Genomic DNA, 21,470 nt, shown 5'->3' on the forward strand with positions numbered 1-21,470 from the left:
TGGCCTGATTAGTTGCGCACCGGCTTGCCCGTCTGCAGCATTCCCATGATCCGCTCCTGGGTCTTGCCGTTGCCCAGCAGGTCGATGAATGCGCGGCGCTCCAGCGCCAGCAGCCAGTCTTCGCTGACCAGCGAGCCAGCCTCCACGTCGCCGCCGCAAACCACTTCCGCGATGCGCGAGGCAATCAGGAAGTCGTGCGCCGAGATGAAGTTGCCGTCACGCATGTTGACCAGCGATGCCTTGATCGTGGCGATGCCCGAGCGGCCAGCCACCGGAATCAGCTGGCCCGGCAGCGGCGCGCGATAGCCGGCGTTGGCCAGCGCGCGCACTTCGTTCTGCGCCACGTACAGCAGTTCATGGACGTTGTAGACGATCGTGTCGGTCGGCTGGACGTAGCCGATCTTCTGCGCGTCGAGCGCCGACGACGACACCTTGGCCATCGCCGCTGCCTGGAAGCGATTGGTGATGAAGTTCAGGTAGTTCGTGCTGCCCGCTGCCTGCGCGGCCTTGGCGGCTGCGATCGCGGCTTCCTTGAGGCCACCGCCGGCCGGCACCAGCCCCACGCCCACCTCGACGAGGCCAACATAGCTTTCCAGCGCCACCACCCGCTTCGCGGAATGCAGCATCAGTTCGCAGCCACCGCCGAGCGCGATGCCCGACACGGCCGGCACCACCGGCACCGCCGCGTACTTCACGCGCATCATCGTGTCCTGGAACTTCTTGACGAACGGCTCGATGCCCTTGGCACCGCCCATCATGAAGGCCGGCATCGCGGCTTCCAGGTTGGCACCCGCCGAGAACGGACCACCCGGCGCGCCTAGTTGCAGCGACGTCGGTTGCCACACCACCAGACCCTTGTAGCTGGCTTCGGCCAGTTCCACGGCGCGCACGATGGTATCGAGCACATCCGGGCCAACCGTGTTCATCTTGCTCTTGAACGAGATCACGAGCACATCGTCGGCACCATCAGTGGTCCAGATGCGCGCACCATCGTTCTCCTCGATCGTTTTGCCGGCACGGCGCGGATCGGGCGAATCGGTACCCTTCAGCGCGGCACGGAACACCTGGCGCTGATAAACCGGCAATTCGGCACGCTTGACGAATGCACTGGCCGCCGGCGACCACGAACCCTGCGCGCCGTGCACGCCACCGTTCTCGGCCACGGCGCCGTTCAGCACCCATGCCGGCAGCGGAGCGTTCGACAGCGCCTTGCCTGCCTCGACATCTTCCTTGACCCACTCGGCCACCTGCTTCCAGCCAGCGGCCTGCCAGTCTTCGAATGGTCCCGAGTTCCAGCCGAAGCCCCAGCGAATGGCCAGGTCGATATCGGCGGCCGAACCGGCGATCTGCTCGAGATAGACGGCGATGTAGTGGAACACGTCACGGAACACGCCCCACAGGAACTGAGCCTGCGGATTGGTCGATTCACGCAGCAGCTTGATACGTTCGGCCGGTTCCTTCTTCAGGATGCGCACGACGATCTCGTCGGCCTTCTTGCCGGACTCGACGTACTGGCCAGACTTGGCGTCCAGCACCTTGATCGCCTTGCCTTCCTTCTTGTAGAAACCGGCGCCGGTCTTCTGGCCCAGCGCGCCGGCATCCACCAGCCCCTTCAGCACGGCCGGCGTCTTGTACACCGGCGCGAACGGGTCATCGGTCAGGTTGTCCTGCATCGTCTTGATGACGTGCGCCATCGTGTCCAGGCCGACCACGTCGGCGGTGCGGAACGTGGCCGACTTGGCGCGGCCCAGCTTGGTACCGGTCAGGTCGTCGACGATATCGAACGGAATGCCGAACTTCTCGGCCTCGGCGAACACGGCCAGGATCGAGAAGATGCCGACACGGTTGGCGATGAAGTTCGGCGTGTCCTTGGCGCGCACGACGCCCTTGCCCAGCGACGTGGTCAGGAACGATTCCAGACGGTCGAGAATCTCCGGCTTGGTCGTCGCGGTCGGGATCAGCTCCACCAGGTGCATGTAGCGCGGCGGATTGAAGAAGTGCACACCGCAGAAGCGCGACTTCAGATCGGCATCGAAGCCCTCGGACAGCGCCGTGATCGACAGGCCCGACGTGTTCGTGGCGAAGATCGCGTTCGGCGCGAGATGCGGCGACACCTTCTTGTAGAGGTCATGCTTCCAGTCCATGCGCTCGGCGATCGCCTCGATCACCACGTCGCACTCCTTGAGCAGGGCGATGTCGTCCTCGTAGTTGGCGGCGCGAATCAGGCCGGCCTCTTCCTTGATGCCGAGCGGCGCGGGCGAAAGCTTCTTCAGGTTCTCGATCGCGCGATCGGCGATACCGTTCTTCGGGCCTTCCTTGGCCGGCAGGTCGAACAGGATGACGGGAACGCGGGCGTTGATCAGATGGGCGGCAATCTGCGCCCCCATGACGCCAGCACCGAGCACAGCGACTTTCTTGACGATGAAATTGGACATGCGCGCTCCTTGGCTAGTGAGCGTTTGAGGAGAGATGAATATGCTGCGGGTGGATTCTCCCCTTCTCCCGTATCAGGGGAGAAGGGAGACAACCCTCAGGGGAGCAACCCCAATCAGAACAGATCTGCGTCCAGCGCCATCAGCGTGGATGCGCCAGCGCGAGCCTTGCGAATCTCGCCCGCGGTTTCCGGCAGCAGCTTGGCGAAGTAGAAGCGCGCCGTGGCCAGCTTGGTCGTGTAGAACTTGTCGCCGCTGTCCTGCTTGTCCAGGGCGATCTTGGCCATGCGAGCCCAGAAGTACGAGAACACGAGGTGTCCCACCACGCGCAGGTACGGCACGGCGGCAGCACCCACTTCGTCGGCATTGCCCATCGCCTTCATGCCGATTTCCATCGTCAGCTTCTGCACCTTGTCGCCGATGTCGGCCAGCGGGTTGACGAACTCCTGCATCGCCTCGCTCGTGCCTTCTTCCTCGACAAACGTCTGCACGATCTTGCCGAAGGCCTTCAGCTTGGCGCCCATGTCGCCCAGCACCTTGCGGCCCAGCAGGTCCAGCGACTGAACCGTGTTGGTGCCTTCGTAGATCATGTTGATACGCGCGTCGCGCACGTATTGCTCCATGCCCCACTCGGAGATGTAGCCGTGGCCGCCGAACACCTGCATGCCTTCGTTGGTCGAGGTGAAGGCGTTGTCGGTCAGGAAGGCCTTGATGACCGGGGTCAGCAGCGCCACGAGGTCGCCGGCTTCCTTGCGCACGCTTTCGTCGGGGTGCGACAGTTCACGGTCGATCTGCAGCGCGGTCCAGTAGGCGAACGCGCGGCCACCTTCGGCGTAGGCCTTTTGCGTCAGCAACATGCGACGCACGTCCGGGTGCACGATGATCGGGTCGGCGGGCTTGTCCGGTGCCTTCGGGCCAGTCAGCGAGCGCATCTGCAGACGGTCCTTCGCGTAGGCCAGCGAGTTCTGATAGGCCACCTCGGTCAGGCCCAGACCCTGGGCACCAACGCCGAGGCGCGCGGCGTTCATCATCACGAACATCGCGTTCAGGCCCTTGTTGGGCTCGCCCACCATCCAGCCGCGCGCGCCGTCGAGGTTCATCACGCAGGTGGCGTTGCCGTGAATGCCCATCTTGTGTTCGATCGAGCCGCACTTGATGCCGTTGCGCTCGCCCGGGTTGCCGCTGGCGTCGGGGATGAATTTCGGCACGACGAACAGCGAAATGCCCTTGGTGCCGCCAGGTGCGTCCGGCAGGCGCGCCAGCACGAGGTGGATGATGTTCTCGGCCATGTCATGCTCGCCGGCCGAGATAAAGATCTTGGTGCCGGTGATCGAGTACGAGCCATCGGCCTGCGGTTCTGCCTTGCTGCGCAGGATGCCGAGATCGGTACCGCAGTGCGGCTCGGTCAGACACATCGTGCCCGTCCAGACACCCGACACCAGCTTCGGCAGATACGTCTGCTTCAGTTCCGGCGTGCCGTGCGCGTGCAGCGCTTCATAGGCACCGTGCGACAGGCCCGGATACATCGTCCATGCCTGGCCGGCCGAGTTCAGCATCTCGTACAGCGCGTTGTTGATCATGATCGGCAAACCCTGGCCGCCAAACTCCGGATCGCACGCCAGTGCGGGCCAGCCGGCTTCCACGAACTGCTGATAGGCCTCCTTGAAGCCCTTGGGCGCGCGCACCACGCCGTCGCCGACGTAGGTGCAGCCTTCACGGTCACCAGGCTGGTTCAGCGGGAAGACCACGTCGGAGCAGAACTTGCCGGCTTCCTCGAGCACCTGGTTGATGGTGTCCACGTCGATGTCCGCGTGCTGCGGCATCGCCTTGAGTTCGGCTTCGGCGCCGAGCAGTTCATGGAGCACGAACTGCATGTCGCGCAACGGTGCGGTGTACTGGCCCATCAAAGACTCCTTGGAGGTTTGCTAGTGCCACCACACGCGCGAGCCGCACACCCTGAAGCGGGATTGCGCGAGCGCTGCCCGTGGGGCGGCTCAGGTTCGGTAAGACTGAATCAGTTTGTTGAGCGCAACCATGGCAAGCTCGGCGCTGTCCGGCAGGCGAAGGAAACGGGCGTCGTGATGCAAGCCTAGTTCAAGACTGTACATTTCGAACAGCATCAGGCGCGGATCGCAATCCGCGCGCAGGTGCCCCTCTTCCTTGGCCTGATCGATCGCACGCATCAGCGCGGCACGCCAGATCGTGACGCTCTTGACGAGCTCGTCACGCACCGGGCTTTCCGCGCGATCGTCGTACTCGACCGCACCGCTGATGTAGATGCACCCCGTGGTCACTTCCTGGATGCGCTTTTCCATCCAGCGTCGCACCATCGACCACAGGCGAGGCAACCCGCGCGGCTCTTGCAGCGAGGGGTAGAACACCTCTTGCTCGAACCGCCGGTGATACTCGCGCACCACTTCAACCTGCAGGTCCTCGCGCGAACCGAAATGCGCGAAGACACCGCTCTTGCTCATCTGCATACGTTCCGCGAGCAGGCCGATGGTCAGCCCTTCGAGCCCGTCGCGAGACGACAGTTCCAGTGCCGCATCGAGAATCGCCACGCGCGTCATCTCGCCCTTGCGCAAGGGCGCGGGCGCGGCGGCGGATTCAAGGCGAACTGACTGGTGGCGCATGTTTTTTCTCCGTTCTTTGCAGTGCTCTCAGGAGCACTGTTCTTGACCTGACGTTGCGGTCGGCAGGCACTTCGGTCGCTGGTTTTCAATAGGGGGCGGCCGCGAATGCACGAAGTCTAAGCCAAAAAAGAACGGTCGTTCAGATTATTCTGGCGAGGCCGATTGGCATCAAGCTTTTAATTAGACCCGTGTTTCTAAACGGACGGCATCGCGCTGATATCTTGCGGCGCAATGCAGCATCGGCTTAAAACCGGCTTGAAATGGCCGGGGCACGTTTGCGCGGAAGGCGCGGCATGCGGCAGGGCAGCATGTTACCGTGCCCCGCTTGCGCGGCGTCAGTAACGGCCTGTGACACCCGCGATCACGACGCCGAGACGCAACACGTAGTACGCCGCCCAATTGGCAAACCGGCGCAGTCGCGGCAGGCGTGCGTGAACCTCGGGCACCACGCGCGCGCTGCGCTGCGCCATGGCCCGCTCCAGACGCGCGCGCAGCACGCCGGCAAAGCCCGGGTCATACACCGCGACGTTGGCCTCTCGTGCCAGCAGCAGGCTGAACGGATCCAGGTTGCTCGAGCCAACTGTCGCCCACGAGTTGTCGATGACGGCGACCTTCGCGTGCAGGAAGCTCGCCTCGTATTCGTAGATTTCGATGCCGGCCTCGAGCAGCCGCGCATACAGCGCGTGCGTCGCGAAATGTTGCAGCCGGTACTCGACCATCCCCTGCAGCAGCAGTCGCACGCGCACCCCGCGCTCGCGGCACGCCAGCAACGCGCGCCGCATCTTCGTGCCAGGCAGGAAATAGGCGTTGGCGATAATCACGTCATGGCGCGCGGCGCCCAGCGCGTAGAGATATTCGCGCTCGATCGTGCGGCGATTGCGCAGGTTGTCGCGCAGCAGCAATGCCGCAGCCACGCCGCCCGCATGATGCTCGCGCCGGGCCTGCCGCGCGGCGGTGGTCAGCGTTTCCACTTCGGTGAAAGCCGTTGCGGTTTCGCGCAGCCCGCGTTGCTGTGCCATCCGGAACCACAGCCGCGCCGAAGCCAGCGCGATCTGCGCCACCAGTGGTCCGCGCACGCGCACGGCGAAGTCGTAGCGTGGGCCGACTTCGGGCAATTCCAGCGGGCCGTAGTTATGGTCGTCGATGATATTGATACCGCCGACGAACGCCACGTTGTCGTCGATCACCGCCATCTTGCGATGCAACCGCCGCAGATGCCGGCGCGCCAGCTTGAATCCGCGCACCGGACGAAAAACCTCGAGGCGCACGCCTCCATCGCGCAGCCGGCTGGCGAGCGTGGCAGGCATATCCCCCGCGCCGAATCCGTCGACGACCAGCCGGACATCCACACCGCGTTGCGCCGCCCGGATCAACGCATCGGTAACGCGGGCGCCGACAGCATCGTCGGCATAGATATAGGTCTCAAGCACGACGTGCACGCGCGCGGCATCAATCGCCTCGATCAGAGCGGGAAAATACTCCTGGCCGTTGCTCAGCAGATCGACCAGGTTGCCCTGGACCGGGCTGCCGCGCCGGCGCACCCAGCGCATCAATGGCGCGGTGGCGGTGGCAACGGTGGTGGCAGTAGGATCGCCATCCTCTTGATGCAATGCGCTCGATGGCGATTCCGGCGTGCCTGGCGCACTCGACGTTGGGGGCGATGCCCGATCGTAGATCCGTGACATGGACTCGATTATCGGTCAACGGGCGGCTCCTGCACATGGCCCTGGCGAAGTCTGATATTGTCGGAGCATTGTGACGCCCAACAGGGAAAGCATTGTGAAGGTATTCGGCATCGCCGGCTCGTCGGGCAGCGGCAAGAGCACGCTACTGGACCAGTTGATCCCCCGTTTCGTAGCCGATGGCCTACGCGTCGCGGGCATCAAGCACACGCACCACGGGTTCGACCCAGACACGCCGGGCAAAGATTCATGGCGGATGCGCGAGGGCGGATGCCAGAACGTGGTGCTTGTGGGCGCCCGTCACCTGACGCTGATGCGGCACTACCCTGAGGAAAAGCCGTCGCCCGAGATCGGCGAGGCATTGTCGGTACTGCCGCCTGAAACCGATCTGGTGATGGTGGAAGGCTATAAGTGGAGCGATTTCCCCAAGCTGGAAATCTATCGCCCCGCCAACGGCAAGGCGCCGCTGTGGACGGATGTGCCGGGTGTGGTCGCGGTGGCGACCGACGTCCCTGAAGAGGTCTCCCGACAGACGACCCTGCCCGTTCTGAACCTCTCGGATGTCGACGCGATCTACGCGTGGATCCGCGGTTATCTCGATCGCTGAATCCGATCGCCAGACATCAGACCTCCGGAATTGCCACCCGCCGGGCCAGTTCCGCCATCAGCGGGACATGGTCCGAGCGCTGCGCCCATTCGCGGCCAGTCAGCGCTTGCGTGCGCTCGAACTCGAAGCCCCGCGCGTAGATACGGTCGAGCTGCCACCATGGCATATGGCTCGGGAACGTATGGATGCGTCCGTTCTTCGCGTTCGCCGACTCGACGGCATTGAGCGTGTTGCAAATCTTCGAGTCGAGCTTGTGGTTCCAGTCGTTGAAGTCGCCCGCGATCACCAGCGGCGCATCGGCCGGCACCACGCTGCGCACGCGCTCCACCAACGCGGTGGTCTGACGCACGCGGCTTCCCGCGAACAGGCCGAAGTGCACGCAGATCAGGTGTGCCTCGACGCCGTTGATATCGGCCACTGCGTGCAACAGCCCGCGCTGCTCGAAGCGGTGATCGGAGATATCGAGGTTCTCCGACATCAGGATCGGATGGCGCGACAGGATGGCATTGCCATGATGGCCGTGGTCATACACCGCGTTGCGGCCATAGACCGAATGCGGATAGGCATCCGTCGCCAGGTAGTTGAGCTGGGTGTGATCGGGGTCGAACAACTCGGCCGCGACCAGGCGATCGTTGCGGTCCTGCACTTCCTGCAGGAACACGATATCCGCGTCCATCGACTGCAGGCCGGTTCGCACGCTCTGGATGCGTGGCTTGCCGGTGAACCCCTTTACGCCCTTGTGAATGTTGTAGGTGACAACGCGCAACTTCATGGTGCGGCGGCTCCGTTCGTGACGTCGAGCCCGGCGCCCTGGCCGCCAGCCACGCGCCAGGCAAGCTGGCGCACCGCTTCGGCATTGCTGCTGGAGAAGCAACGCGCCGCGGCCGCCTGCCAGGGCAGCCATTCGAAGCGCAGGTGCTCACGCGGCGCCAGCGTCACCGGCATCGGCGCGGGCACGCACAATCCGAACCAGTGCTCGGTATTGCGAGTGATGCCCGGCGCATAGCGGTGGCGCCATTGCGGATAGATCTCGTAGTCGATGGTGTGTTGCCAGTCGGTCAGCGAATAGCGGCTGGCAATAAGTCCGGTTTCCTCGGCCACCTCGCGCGCGGCGGTCATGGGTAGCGGCTCGTCCTCGGCATCGAGGCTGCCGGTCACCGACTGCCAATAGCCGGGCCGGTCGGCGCGCTCGATCAGGAGGACTTGCAGGTCTGGTGTGTGGATAACGACCAGTACCGATTCGGGAATCTTGTAGCGCATGGGAAGGGTGGCAGGGACAAACCAAAGCATAGCGCAGCCGGACGCCAATGGCGCGCTCCGGCCGCTGCCTACCCCCTGCTCAGGCCAATGTATGTTCGCCGGGGCGGATCGTCGCCTGACGGTCACCGGGCTGCGCGGCCGGCGCGGCTCGGAGCCAGGTATCGAACACCTCGGGCGAATCGCCATGCCCCCATGCCGAGCGAAGCTGCTGCATCAGTGGCGCCAGTGCCTGCGTATAGCGTTGCGAGGCCGTATGCGCAAGGCTGGCCAGCGCATCGGCGGCCTCGCGTGCCTGTGCTGCCATGGACGCGCGTTCCTGCCCGATTTCCTTCTCGCGCACGCCGAGCTGGTTGTATTTCTGGATCAGGAACCGTTGGTAGTCGCCCGCTTCCACGCCTTGGGCGACCTGCGCATTGACTTGCTCGAAGCGCATCACAATGCTTGCCGTTTCCTGCTCGACATGAGCCGCCTCGGCATTGAGTGCCTGCAACGCCTCTTGAAGCCGAAGCGCCTCGCGCCGATGGTTCTGCAGTGTGGTCGCTTCATCGTCAAAGGTGCGCTGGGCGTTCAGGTACGCCTGCACCACCGGTTGCGGCGCCACCACGAGCAGCGGATCCGCGCCACCGGCACGCCGGCCGGACAACAGCGCATCCTCGCCCAGGCGCAGGTTGCCAACGTCTTCGAGCCAGCGGCCACGCGTCATCACGGTAGCCACGGTGTCGAGCGCGAGCTTGCGCAGCGCGTCCGCGCGCTGGGTGGCCACCGGTTCGGCGCCGGTAGCAGCCAGTTCGCCCGGCACCGTATGTCCTTGCTGCGCCGCGTGCGCGATATCAGGTACACAAGCGGCCACCGTGGCGGCCACCGATTGGGACATCGCCTGCGCCGACTTGCGTACCGCGCGGCGCAGTTCGAAGCGGGCCAGCAGCATCATGAGCAACCCGGCCGCCAGCCAGGTCAGGATCGTTTCCGCATGAACTTGCAGGAACGCACGGATCAGTTCGGTATCTAGATTCACGCCTTGGTCCTCCCACGTCGTGGCGGCCTTCGAGGCGGGCCTGCATCACGCGTATCAACGCAGAAAGACATTCTCCCCGCCGGCTTCGTTCCGGGTAGTAACAAATGGAAACGCATCCTTGCGCCAAGAACAAAAAAGCCGCGCATCGGCGCGGCTTTTTTGCAGGTCTGAACAACGATCAGGCCGTGGTCTTCGGCTCCTGGGCACGCAGACGAATGTGCAGTTCTCGCAACTGCTTCTCGTCGACCGTGCTCGGAGCCTGCGTCAGCAGATCCTGTGCACGTTGCGTCTTCGGGAACGCGATCACGTCACGGATCGAGTCGGCGCCGGCCATCATCGTCACGATACGGTCCAGGCCGAAAGCCAGGCCACCGTGCGGCGGTGCGCCGTACTGCAGCGCGTCGAGCAGGTAACCGAACTTGGCGCGAGCTTCCTCGGCGTTGATCTTCAGGGCGCGGAACACCTTGCTCTGCACGTCCTCACGGTAGATACGCACCGAGCCGCCGCCCATTTCCCAGCCGTTCAGCACCATGTCGTAGGCCTTGGCGATGCACTTGCCCGGATCGGTTTCCAGGTACTGCATGTGCTCGTCCTTCGGGCTCGTGAACGGGTGGTGCATGGCCACCCAGCGGGCGTCTTCCTCGTCGTACTCGAACATCGGGAAGTCGATCACCCACAGCGGCTTCCAGGTGTCTTCGAACAGGCCCGTGCTCTTGCCAAACTCCGAATGGCCGACCTTCAGGCGCAGCGCGCCGATCGCGTCGTTGACGATCTTGGCCTTGTCGGCGCCGAAGAAGATGATGTCGCCGTCCTGGGCGCCCGTGCGCTTCAGGATCTCGGCAATCGCGGCGTCGTGCAGGTTCTTCACGATCGGCGATTGCAGGCCGTCGCGGCCCTTGGCCACTTCATTGACCTTGATCCACGCCAGGCCCTTAGCGCCATAGATCGCCACGAACTGCGTGTAGGCATCGATTTCGCCACGCGAGATCGCGCCGCCACCCGGCACGCGCAGGCCGACCACGCGACCGTTGTCGCTGTTGGCCGGGCCCGAGAACACCTTGAAGTCGACGTCCTTCATTACTTCGGTCAGTTCGGTGAATTCGAGCTTGACGCGCAGGTCCGGCTTGTCCGAACCGAAGCGGGCCATCGCCTCGCGGAACTCCATCACCGGGAACTTGGCGTCCAGGTCCACGTCGATCGCGTTCTTGAACACGGTGCGCATCATGTCCTCGAACAGGTCACGGATTTCCTGTTCGGTCAGGAACGACGTTTCGCAGTCGATCTGCGTGAATTCGGGCTGGCGGTCAGCGCGCAGGTCCTCGTCACGGAAGCACTTGGTGATCTGGTAGTAACGGTCGAAGCCCGAGACCATCAGCATCTGCTTGAAGATTTGCGGCGACTGCGGCAGCGCGAAGAAGTGACCCGGGTTCACGCGCGACGGCACGAGATAGTCGCGCGCGCCTTCGGGCGTGCTCTTGCCGAGCATCGGCGTCTCGATGTCGATGAAGCCCTGTGCGTCCAGGTACTTGCGCACTTCCATCGCCACCTTGTAGCGCAGGCGCAGGTTGTATTGCATCTGCGGACGGCGCAGATCCAGCACGCGGTGCGTCAGGCGGGTGGTTTCCGACAGGTTGTCATCGTCGAGCTGGAACGGAGGCGTGACCGACGGGTTCAGCACGGTCAGCTCATGGCACAGCACCTCGATCTTGCCCGAGGTCAGGTTGGCGTTCTCGGTGCCGGCCGGACGCGGGCGCACCTTGCCGGTGATGCGGATGCAGAACTCGTTGCGGATTTCTTCCGCGGCCTTGAACATCTCCGGACGATCCGGGTCGCACACCACCTGCACCAGGCCCTCGCGATCGCGCAGGTCGATGAAGATCACGCCACCGTGATCGCGGCGGCGCTGCACCCAGCCGGTCAGGGCCACTTCCTGGCCGATCAGTTGTTCGGTCACCAGACCGCAGTAGTGAGTACGCATGGAGGACATAGGAGAGATTCCCTGTAATGCGCGGCCGCGATGAACGGCCGCGCGCAATCAATTGGTATGAGTATCGGCTACGGCGTCGTCGGCATCGGCATCGGCATCGGCCACTGCGCCATGCGCCGGGCGCGTGTCGGCACCGGACTTGCGCGGCAGGTCCGCCGGGGCCACGACGCCCATCGACACGATGTACTTCAGCGCGGCGTCGACGGTCATGTCGAGTTCGATCGTATCGGCCCTGGGCATCATCAGGAAGAAGCCCGAGGTCGGGTTCGGCGTGGTCGGCACGTAGACGCTGACGTAATCGCCCTGCAGGTGATTCTGCACGTCACCGCCGGGCCGGCCGGTCAGGAACGCGATGGTCCACGATCCCTCGCGCGGGTACTGCACCAGCAGCGCCTTGCGGAACGCGTTGCCCGACGACGACAGCAGCGTGTCCGAGACCTGCTTGACGCTGGTATAGATCGGACCGACCACGGGGATATGACGGAGCAGCGCTTCCCACCACTTCACCAGCCGCTGGCCGATGAAGTTATGGGCCAGCACGCCCACCACCAGGATGAACAGCAGCGTCAGGATGGCGCCCAGGCCCGGAATGCGGAGCCCGAACAGATTTTCGGGCTGCCATGCCAGCGGCAGCAGCGCCATGCTCTGATCCATCGTGCTGATGACGGCGTTGAGCACCCACAGGGTGATGCCCAGCGGCACCAGCACGAGCAGCCCGGTCAGGAACCAGGTCTTCAAGGCGGAGGTTTTCTTGGTGACCACGGCTTGCCTGCGCGTCAGTGGCAGGCGCACGAACCGCCGCATCCACCGGCGGCCGGAGCCGCGGAAGTGGTCGATGCGGTAGACGGCTCGGCGGATGCCGCCGGGGCGGCAGGCGCGGCGGCGTTGCCCGAGGTGGCCGGGGCACTGGTGCCGCCGCTGCCACCGCGGAAGTCCGTGACGTACCAGCCCGATCCCTTGAGCTGGAAGCCGGCGGCGGTCAGCTGCTTCTTGTAGGTTCCGGCGGCGCCGCAGGATGGGCAGTCCGTGAGCGGGGCATCGCTCATCTTCTGCAGCACATCGCGCCCGTATCCGCAGGCGTCGCAACGGTAGGCATAGATCGGCATGGTGGTTCTTTCGCGGAAAACTGAAACGTAAAACTGATAGATGGCAGCGCCACGCCAAATGACAAGGGCGTCGATCAAGGCGAATTGCGCGAGATCGGGGGCGCTCGGCGATGCAAAGCCGTTGATTATAAACCGTTGCCGGACCGGCTACCGACCGGAAAAGGGGACATTCGGGGCCGCAAACGTCCGCAAGCAGGCCAGATAAGGCCTCGAAGGCATAAAGTTACGCAATATGCACTTCACGAACAGGCGGCCGATCGCTGATCCATTGAGGCAGCAGCGACCCGAATACCATCCCGCTGATCGAGAACAGCAACCCTACCATTTGCGGTGGCACCGTGGCATCGGCAAAGGCGATCTCGCAGGTCAGCCACGAGGCCAGGCCAAGCAGGATCGCGGCCAGACCGCCCTGGCGGGTGGCCGGCTTCCAGAACATGCCGAAGGCCAGCGGCACGAACGACGACACCAGCGTCACCTTGTAGGCGTTCTCGACCATGTGGAAGATCGACAGGTGCGAGTTCAGCGCGAACAGCGTGACCAGCGACGTGAAGACGAGCACCACCACCTGCATCACGCGCAGGAACTGCTTGTCTGCGAGATGGCGGAAGTACGGGCGCAGGATGTTCTCGGCGAAGGTTACCGACGGCGCCAGCAGCGTGGCCGAGGCGCAGCTCTTGATGGCGGAAAGCAGCGCGCCGAAGAACATCACCTGGGCGAACATCGGCGCGTGCGTCAGGATCAGTTGCGGAAGAATCAGTTGCGAATCCGAGTTGATGTACTTCTCGACCATCGCCGGGTCGATCAGTGTGGCCGAATAGGCCAGGAACATCGGAATGAACGCGAAGAAGAAGTACAGCACGCCACCCAGCACCGACGCACGACCGGCGATCTGCTCGGTGCGCGAGGAAGTGACCCGCTGGAACACGTCCTGCTGGGGAATCGAGCCGAGCATCATCGTGAACAGCGCCGCGGCAAACCCGATGATCTGCACCAGGTCCAGCGACGGCAGGAACTCGAACTTGCCGGCCGCCGCCGCGTGCGACACCACGGCCGTCACGCCACCCGCCTGGCCGCTGACTTCGTAACCGATATAGAGCATGCCGATCACGATGATGATCATCTGGATGAAGTCGGTCACGGCCACCGACCACATGCCGCCGAACAGCGTATAGACCAGCACGCTGGCCGCGCCGATCATCATCCCGGCATCCTGGGACAGCGCGCCGTCCGACACCGTATAGAACACCAGCCCCAGCGCCTTGATCTGCGCAGCCACCCAGCCCAGATACGAGACCACGATACATAGCGTGGTCAGCACTTCGGCCAGCCGGCCATAGCGGTTGTGATAGTAGTCGCCGATCGTCAGCAGGTTCATCCGGTACAGCGGCCGGGCGAAGAACAGGCCCACCAGGATCAGGCAGAGCGAGGAACCGAAGGGATCCGATACCACCCCGGACAAGCCTTCCTTGAGGAACACGGCCGGGATGCCGAGCACGGTTTCAGAGCCAAACCAGGTGGCAAAGACCGTGGCGGTGACGATATAGAACGGCAGGCTGCGGCCGGCCACGGCGAAGTCGGCGGTTCCCTTGACGCGAAGCGCCGCCCACAGGCCGATACCGACCGAGATGATCCAATAGATGATGACGAACCAGATCAGCATACCGCTGCCCTTATCCCAGAATGGCCAGAATTGATGTGCCCTGGCGGCGAAAAACCGAATGCCGGCGGGGCACCTGACGCCCTTGACCGGGTCAAGGGTTGGGGCCAGCCGGAGTCCAATTCATCGGTCGGGGCCGCGGGCGCCCGGGCGGGCATTTGGCGGTCGTAGCCGAATCAAAACGCGGATTATAGCGACGCGCCCCCATCCGGGGGGCAAAAATTCCCCCGAGGGCGGGCAAATCCCCATCTTGGTTCACTTGGGTGTTGTATGGTGGTTCTCCCCTCCCACCACCTGCGGGAGAAAGGGAAAACCAGTGACGCTTCGGGCCTGGTGACTACCAGTATCCTGCCCAGGCCAGTGCCTGGACGATCACGATGCCGGCCAGGAATCCGCCCATCAGCAGCAGGGCCGTGGACAGCCGGCGGTTCGTGCGGCGCTGCTCGACCACCAGTTGGGCAAGCAGACGCTCCTGCCCTTCGCTGTTCTGCAGCGCGCGGCGCTCCAGGAACTGGTGGGCCAGCCGTGGAAAGTCGGGCAACATCTTCGCCCATTGCGGCGCCTCGATCTTGATCCGCTCCCAGGCGCCCTGCCAGCCCACCTGCTCGTACATCCAGCGTTCCAGGAAGGGCTTGGCGGTCTTCCAGAGGTCGAGGTCCGGGTCAAGCTGGCGGCCCAGGCCTTCAATATTGAGCAGCGTCTTCTGCAGCAGCACAAGTTGCGGCTGGATCTCGACGTTGAAGCGGCGCGAGGTCTGGAACAACCGCATCAGCACCATGCCGAGCGAAATCTCGCGCAGCGGTTTGTCGAAGTACGGTTCGCAGCAGGCACGCACGGCGGATTCGAGTTCCTCGACCCGGGTCTCCGGCGGCACCCAGCCCGACTCCACGTGCAGGAGCGCCACACGGTGGTAGTCGCGGCGGAAAAACGCGATGAAGTTCTGCGCCAGATAGTTTTTGTCGAACTCGGACAGCGCGCCGACGATGCCGAAGTCCAGCGCGATATACCGGCCGAACGTCTCGGGCCTGACCGATACCAGGATGTTGCCGGGGTGCATGTCCGCGTGGAAGAACCCGTCGCGGAACACCTGCGTGAAGAAGATCTCGACGCCCTCTTCGGCCAGCTTGTGCATGTCGACACCCGCCGCCTTCAGCGATTCGGTGCGGGAGATCGGAATGCCATGCATCCGCTCCATCGTGAAGACGCTGCTCGTGCACCAGTCCCAGAACACCTCGGGCACGCAAAGCAGATCGCTTTCGGCAAAATTGCGGCGCAACTGGCTGGCGTTGGCGGCCTCGATCATCAGATCGAGTTCGTCATGCAGGTACTTGTCGAACTCCGCCACCACCTCGCGGGGCTTGAGCCGACGACCGTCCACCCAGACGCGCTCGAGCCACGTGGCCATGTCGCGCATCAGCGCCAGATCGCTGTCGATTACCGGCAACATGCCCGGACGCAGCACCTTCACGGCCACCTCGCGGCCATGGCTCGGACCGCCGCGCAGCGTGGCGAAGTGAACCTGGGCGATCGACGCGCTGGCCACGGGCTCGTGCTCGAACGTCTCGAACAGCTCCGTCAGCCGGCGGCCCAGCGATTTTTCGATGATCTTCACCGCCACCGCTGACTCGAACGGCGGCACCTGGTCCTGCAGCTTGGCCAGTTCGTCGGCGATATCGGGCGGCATCAGGTCACGGCGCGTGGACAGCACCTGGCCGAACTTGACGAAGATCGGGCCCAGCGCCGTCAGCGCCATACGCAGGCGTTCGCCGCGCGGCTGATCGAGCTTGCGACCGATGGTGATGACTCGGACGAGGAACTTGATGCGCCGGTTCTTGAAGCCGGACAGCACGAGTTCATCGAGCCCGTAGTACAGGATGACAAACAGTATCTTGCAGAGACGCAGCAGGCGGGTCATGCGAAATCTTCAGGAAACGACACGTGGCGGGTCAGGGCAGGTCAGCGATGGGCCGAGGGCAAGGCATCCGGGGAGCCCGCGCCCGGAGCACGCTCCAGCCGTTCGAGCCGTTTTTCCAGGCGGGCCAGATCGTCGCGCAGCCGCGCCAGGTCGTCGCCGAAGCCCTCCAGCGCTGCGTGCCGTACCAGCGTCGGCTGTTCATCCAGCAGGTATTCGGTGACGTTGTCGAGCAAGGCGCGGCCGGCTCGCGTGGCGCTTTCGTGCACCTGACGCGCGCCGTCCACCACGCGCTGCGCCACGCTGTCGCTGACCGGCCCGCCCATCACGCCACGCAGCGCGCGGGACAGATCCTCGGCCGCATCCCAACGCAGGTTGCGTGCGAGCGTCGACACCACATTGGCCAGTTCCGCATCACCGTCGATGCGCACGTGACGCATCGCGGCCGCCTGGCCGCCTTCGGCAACATCGGCCACGACCAGCGGCCACTGCTGCAACGGCACGATCAGCGTGACGGCGGCCGCCTCGGCCTCGGGTGCCTGGTCGATGCCGCCCTGCTCCGTGACCTTGAGGGACAGCGCGAACGCTGACGCGTCGAACCGGATCACGCGTCCGGCAAACGGCGTGAGCAGGCTGCAAGCCCACGGCTCCTGTTCGATCAGGTGATTCAGCGCGGCAACGATCGGTGCGGCCAGCGGGGTCGGCAATGCGTTCATGGCATCCGGTGCTCGGGCAGACAGCCCAAATAAAAAGGCCCACGCAATGCGCGGGCCTCCATTCTAAGCTACTCGCCCGCCGCATCATGTCACCGATGCGGCGGAGGATTCATGCGGCGCTCAGGATTCCTGCTGGATGCCGGCGAGCAGCCAGCCACCGTTGCCCGACGTCGCCTTTGCCAGGTTCCAGACCTCACCGAACGGCTGAGCCGGTTCGCCTGCCTTCTCGCGGATCATGCCCGAGAAACGCACGCTGGCGATGTGCTGGGCCGGGGTCGACTCGATACCGAGCAACTGGGCGTCCAGCGTCACGACGTCGGTCTTGTTGACCTCGCTGCCGCGCTCGGACAGGTCCATCTTGATCTCGGCAAACATTTCCGGCGTGGTGAATTCGCGGATGTCATCCTGATTGCCCGCATCCCAAGCAGCCTGCAGACGCACATAGTGAACCTTGGCGTTACGCAGGAAGGACTCGGTGTCGAAATCCGCCGGCACGCCCCACGGCTGCTGGACAGCCGCGGTTGCGGCCGCTGCCGCGCCACCCATGACCGGATTGCTGGCGGCGCCGCCATTGCCAACAGGCTCGGCCGTGCGCAGCGTCGGTTCGGCATGCGACGGACCACCGTAATTCGACCCATTGCCGCCCATGCCGGCGTACGAAGGCTGCTGCGTGCGAGCCGAGCCACCGCGGAACTTGCGGATCAGCCACATTGCGACCAGCGCGATCACGCCGAACAGGATCACGTTGGACAGGATGCTGGCGGCCGCGCCGCCCAGGCCGAAGTGTGAAAGCAGGTAGCCGATGCCGAGGCCGGCTGCCAGACCACCCAGCATCCCACCCCAGTTACGCTTGGGCGCCGCCGCGGCGGCTGCGCCACCTGCCGCACCTGCCGTGGCCGGTGCTGCCTGCGCCGGTTGCTGGGCCGGCGGCGTGTTTTGCTGCGCCGGCGCCTGCTGGCGCTGCTGCGTCACGCCCGACGACTGCTTGCCGATACTGCGCGATCCGCCCAGACGCTTGGCATTGGCGTCGAGCGCTGCCCCGAGAGCCAGTGTCGCGATGAGCGACATAGCCAGGAATTTTCCGCGAAAAGATGACATATTCTTCTATCCCCTGTCATTCTCAGCCAACAAGCCTTGCATTGCTGACCGAACATGGCGAATTAATACTTTCTCCCGACGTGGAGCGCCACTACTCCGGCCGTCAGATTGAAGTATTCGACCTGTTCGAGCCCAACTTGTTCCATCATGCGTACAAGTGAACCCTGGTCAGGATGCATTCTGATCGATTCCGCCAGATAACGGTAGCTAGGGGCATCCCCCGCCACGCGCTCGCCAAGCCACGGCAGAACCTTGAAGGAATAGACATCGTAGAACTTCTCGAGCGGTTTCCAGACCTTCGAGAACTCGAGCACCATGACCTTGCCGCCCGGCTTGATCACCCGGCGCATCTCGGCCAGCGCGGCGTCCTTGTGGGTCATGTTCCGCAAGCCGAACGCTACCGTGACGAGGTCGAAGTAGTTGTCTGGAAACGGGATCCTCTCGGCATCGCACAGCGCCACCGGCGTCACGACGCCCTTGTTGAGCAGGCGGTCACGGCCGACGCGCAGCATCGACTCGTTGATGTCGGTCAGCCAGACTTCGCCGGTGGGGCCGGCCTGCTTCGCGAAGGCCTTTGCCAGATCGCCGGTGCCGCCGGCAATGTCGAGCACTTTCTGGCCCGGGCGCACATTGGCCTGGGCGATGGTGAACACCTTCCAGAGCCGGTGCATCCCACCGGACATCAGGTCGTTCATCACGTCGTACTTGCTTGCCACCGAATGGAAAACGCCAGCAACCTTGCCGGCTTTTTCAGATTCGTCGACCTTCTCGAAACCGAAGTGGGTTTCGCTCATCTCTCGGACTCCAGGATTCTTTCAATCAATAGTGGTCAATGGTGATGACCACATGCATGGCCGCCGGCGGCCGCCATGGGCGCATCGCGATCCAGCCCCGCGTCTGCCAGACGCTTCAGGTAATCGGCCCAGAGCGCTTCCTGCTGGTCGCCCAGCCGGTACAGCAATTCCCACGAATAGATGCCGGTGTCGTGGCCATCGTCGAACCGGATCTGGATGGCGTAGTTGCCCACCGGCTCCACGGCGGCAATGCCGACGTCGCGCTTGCCGGTCTGCAGCGTTTCCTGTCCTGGGCCATGACCCTGGACCTCGGCGGACGGGGAGTATACGCGGAGCAACTCGAACGGCAGCCGCCAGGTATTGCCATTGTCGAAGCCGATTTCGAGCACACGCGACTGCGTATGCACGGTCAGCGCGGTGGGATGAGGGGTGTCTTTTTCGAGGCCAGCCATAGATGAAGGGCACGATGCCGCGACCCGACCGCCCTCCGCCACTGCTGCGAGGCCGGCCGCGACGGCGCCGTCACGCGTCTTGTACGACCCGATAGCTTACTCCACCGCCCTCCAATTGCCCATCCCGCGGCCCGCCGCCGCTCTCATCCGAGGCATCGCCGACCGGCTGGTAATGCAAGCGGCGGTCGTGGAACGCGGCCACGGTGCTACGGTGGGCGATGCTGATGATCGCGGCATCCGGCAGGGTCTCGACCATGAGCCGGTACATCGCGCCTTCGGTTTCCTCGTCGAGCGCGCTCGTCGCCTCATCGAGGAACAGGTAGTCGGGCTTCTGCAGCAATGCACGCGCGAACGCCAGCCGCTGCTGTTCTCCCGGCGACAGCCGCAGCGACCAGTTGTCGAACACATCCAGATGCTTGATCAGCATGCCGAGGCGAGCCTGGCGCAGCACGTTGGCCAGCGCTTCGCGCGAATGCGCGTTGCCGGCATCGGGGTACGACAGCGCATCGGCCAGCGTGCCGATCGGCAGGTAACTGCGTTGTGGCAGGAACAGCATGCGCTTGTGCGGCACCATGATCTGGCCATGACCGTACGGCCAGATGCCCGCCAGCGCGCGGAACAACACGCTCTTGCCGCAGCCGGAAGGGCCATTGACGAGCCAGCGCTCGCCTGGCCCGATCGACAGCGAGAACGGCGCCACCAGTGGACGTTGTCCCGGGCGCTTCAGCGGATCGACGCCTTCGTCGTCCGGGCCGGGGCCGCCGCGCACCGGCAGGGCCAGACCTAGTCCGGTAATCGTGATGCTGTTGTCGGCCTTGTCGGTGGACTCGACCACCTCGATGTCGCCCGGACCCTCGTGAGTCAGATCCTCGCGCTCAGCCACGCGAATCGCTTGCTGGAAGTCGATCAGACGGTTGGCGGCCGCCTTCCAGCCGACCAGCGTGGCGTAGCTATCGACGAACCATGACAGGGCGCCCTGTACCTGCCCGAACGCCGAGTTGATCTGCATGAGGCCGCCCAGCGTCAGCTTGCCGGAGAAGTAGCGCGGCGCCGCCACCAGTAGCGGGAAGATGATCGCGAACTGGCCGTAGCCCGAGTTCACGAACGTCAGCCGTCGCGTATAGCGCATTAACTGGTTCCAGTTTTCCCTGATGCGTTCGAAACGCGCGCGCAGGCCGGCCTGCTCGGTCGCCTCGCCACGGTACAGCGCCACCGGCTCGCTGTTCTCGCGCAGACGAACCAACATGAAACGGAAGTTTGCTTCGTACTGTTCCTGTTGGAACGACAGGCCGATCAACGGACGGCCGACGAAGTGGGTAATCAGCGACCCGACCACGGCGTAGCCGATCGCGAACCACACCATATAACCCGGGATGGTCAGTTCGGACCCGCCGAGCGCCAGGCTGATCGGGCCGGACACCACCCAAAGGATGCCGATGAACGACACCAGCGTGACCACCGAGTTGAGCAGCCCCATCGACAGCGACAGCGCGCCATCCGTGAACTGGCGCAGGTCGTCGGCCAGCCGCTGGTCAGGGTTGTCGGTCGAATGGGTCTGCTCGATGCGGTAGTAGGCCTGGTGGCCAAGCCAGCGTTGCATGAACCGGCCGGTCATCCATGTACGCCAGCGCATCTGCAGCATCATCTGGTAGTACTGGCGCGAGATCGCCAGCACGATGAAGCAGGCCGCGATCCAGGAGAATCGCAGCAGCAATGCCTTGAAGGAGACGAAGTCGCGCTGCTCGATGGCGTTGTAGAACACGCGGTTCCACTCGTTGAGCAGCACGTTGATATAGACGATACCGAGGTTCAGCGCTACGACCAGGGTCAGCAGGCCAAGCCCCGCCTTGCGGTCTTCGGATTTCCAGTAGGGCATGATCAGCGCCCAGGTGGCAGCCAGGCGCAGGCGGCTCTGGTCCTTGAGCGCCTTGGCCGGTACGGCCGGGCCGGGGACGATGACAGACGACGGTGTGGTGGACATGGAAGACGCCCGGAATGGCCCGCGGCCTGGGGACGCCGGCAGGCATGTTGTTGTTTGACTGGTGTCAGACGCACCGCCACGGCGGTGGGTTCCTTACCAGACGGCAACGGCACTTTACCAAGGTGGCACGGCGTCGTG

At 64.2% G+C, this 21,470-nt stretch carries 18 protein-coding genes; 1 reads left to right on the forward strand and 17 read right to left on the reverse strand.

The annotated features are described in order from the left end of the window. Positions 1-8 precede the first annotated feature (8 nt). The 4 genes from RN01_RS09685 to clsB form a co-directional block, all read right to left on the reverse strand. Positions 9-2,435, reverse strand: a complete 2,427-nt coding sequence (locus tag RN01_RS09685) for a 3-hydroxyacyl-CoA dehydrogenase/enoyl-CoA hydratase family protein (protein ID WP_024569486.1) — start codon at positions 2,433-2,435, stop codon at positions 9-11. Positions 2,436-2,548: 113 nt separating this feature from the next. Then, a complete protein-coding gene (locus RN01_RS09690; RefSeq protein ID WP_024569487.1) occupies positions 2,549-4,336 on the reverse strand; it encodes an acyl-CoA dehydrogenase C-terminal domain-containing protein in 1,788 nt (595 codons plus the stop codon). Between the two features lie 90 nt (positions 4,337-4,426). Beyond that, the gene (locus RN01_RS09695) at positions 4,427-5,017 is read right to left on the reverse strand and encodes a TetR/AcrR family transcriptional regulator (protein ID WP_008645958.1); all 591 of its coding nucleotides are present in this window, start codon (positions 5,015-5,017) and stop codon (positions 4,427-4,429) included. Between the two features lie 383 nt (positions 5,018-5,400). Continuing rightward, the gene (gene clsB, locus RN01_RS09700) at positions 5,401-6,750 is read right to left on the reverse strand and encodes a cardiolipin synthase ClsB (RefSeq protein ID WP_024569488.1); all 1,350 of its coding nucleotides are present in this window, start codon (positions 6,748-6,750) and stop codon (positions 5,401-5,403) included. Between the two features lie 94 nt (positions 6,751-6,844). Here clsB and mobB point away from each other — a divergent pair, with 94 nt between their 5' ends. Next, the gene (gene mobB, locus RN01_RS09705) at positions 6,845-7,354 is read left to right on the forward strand and encodes a molybdopterin-guanine dinucleotide biosynthesis protein B (RefSeq protein WP_017512031.1); all 510 of its coding nucleotides are present in this window, start codon (positions 6,845-6,847) and stop codon (positions 7,352-7,354) included. Positions 7,355-7,370: 16 nt separating this feature from the next. Here the strand turns inward: mobB and RN01_RS09710 are convergent, their stop codons facing one another. From RN01_RS09710 to RN01_RS09770, 13 genes are all read right to left on the reverse strand, one after another. Then, a complete protein-coding gene (locus RN01_RS09710) occupies positions 7,371-8,126 on the reverse strand; it encodes an endonuclease/exonuclease/phosphatase family protein (RefSeq protein ID WP_017512030.1) in 756 nt (251 codons plus the stop codon). Then, entirely contained in the window at positions 8,123-8,614 is a 492-nt protein-coding gene (nudB, locus tag RN01_RS09715) for a dihydroneopterin triphosphate diphosphatase (protein ID WP_008645954.1), read from the reverse strand. Before nudB ends, RN01_RS09710 begins: the two co-directional genes overlap by 4 nt. Before the next feature lie 79 nt (positions 8,615-8,693). Beyond that, positions 8,694-9,629, reverse strand: a complete 936-nt coding sequence (locus tag RN01_RS09720) for a hypothetical protein (RefSeq protein ID WP_017512029.1) — start codon at positions 9,627-9,629, stop codon at positions 8,694-8,696. A 178-nt stretch (positions 9,630-9,807) separates the two neighbouring features. Beyond that, positions 9,808-11,616 (reverse strand): aspartate--tRNA ligase, encoded by a 1,809-nt coding sequence (aspS, locus tag RN01_RS09725; RefSeq protein WP_017512028.1) that lies wholly within the window; start codon positions 11,614-11,616, stop codon positions 9,808-9,810. 48 nt (positions 11,617-11,664) lie between these two features. Beyond that, positions 11,665-12,378, reverse strand: coding sequence for a DUF502 domain-containing protein (locus RN01_RS09730; protein WP_024569489.1), 714 nt, complete (start codon positions 12,376-12,378; stop codon positions 11,665-11,667). A 14-nt stretch (positions 12,379-12,392) separates the two neighbouring features. After that, positions 12,393-12,722, reverse strand: a complete 330-nt coding sequence (locus RN01_RS09735) for an FmdB family zinc ribbon protein (RefSeq protein WP_024569490.1) — start codon at positions 12,720-12,722, stop codon at positions 12,393-12,395. A gap of 223 nt (positions 12,723-12,945) precedes the next feature. After that, positions 12,946-14,382, reverse strand: coding sequence for a sodium:solute symporter family protein (locus RN01_RS09740; RefSeq protein WP_011515253.1), 1,437 nt, complete (start codon positions 14,380-14,382; stop codon positions 12,946-12,948). 334 nt (positions 14,383-14,716) lie between these two features. Then, positions 14,717-16,294 (reverse strand): ubiquinone biosynthesis regulatory protein kinase UbiB, encoded by a 1,578-nt coding sequence (gene ubiB, locus RN01_RS09745; RefSeq protein ID WP_024569491.1) that lies wholly within the window; start codon positions 16,292-16,294, stop codon positions 14,717-14,719. Positions 16,295-16,335: 41 nt separating this feature from the next. Then, the gene (locus tag RN01_RS09750; RefSeq protein WP_017512023.1) at positions 16,336-17,007 is read right to left on the reverse strand and encodes an SCP2 domain-containing protein; all 672 of its coding nucleotides are present in this window, start codon (positions 17,005-17,007) and stop codon (positions 16,336-16,338) included. 120 nt (positions 17,008-17,127) lie between these two features. Beyond that, complete coding sequence (locus RN01_RS09755) at positions 17,128-18,105, reverse strand: Tim44 domain-containing protein (protein ID WP_024569492.1); 978 nt, start codon at positions 18,103-18,105, stop codon at positions 17,128-17,130. Between the two features lie 62 nt (positions 18,106-18,167). Further along, positions 18,168-18,899 carry a bifunctional demethylmenaquinone methyltransferase/2-methoxy-6-polyprenyl-1,4-benzoquinol methylase UbiE gene (gene ubiE, locus RN01_RS09760; RefSeq protein ID WP_011515248.1) on the reverse strand — a complete coding sequence of 244 codons (732 nt, stop codon included), beginning with the start codon at positions 18,897-18,899 and terminating at the stop codon, positions 18,168-18,170. 35 nt (positions 18,900-18,934) lie between these two features. Next, complete coding sequence (locus RN01_RS09765; RefSeq protein WP_011515247.1) at positions 18,935-19,351, reverse strand: gamma-butyrobetaine hydroxylase-like domain-containing protein; 417 nt, start codon at positions 19,349-19,351, stop codon at positions 18,935-18,937. 70 nt (positions 19,352-19,421) lie between these two features. After that, positions 19,422-21,332, reverse strand: coding sequence for an ABC transporter ATP-binding protein/permease (locus tag RN01_RS09770; RefSeq protein ID WP_024569493.1), 1,911 nt, complete (start codon positions 21,330-21,332; stop codon positions 19,422-19,424). Positions 21,333-21,470 lie beyond the last annotated feature (138 nt).

The organism is Cupriavidus sp. SHE (assembly GCF_000812445.1).
Lineage (GTDB): Bacteria > Pseudomonadota > Gammaproteobacteria > Burkholderiales > Burkholderiaceae > Cupriavidus > Cupriavidus metallidurans.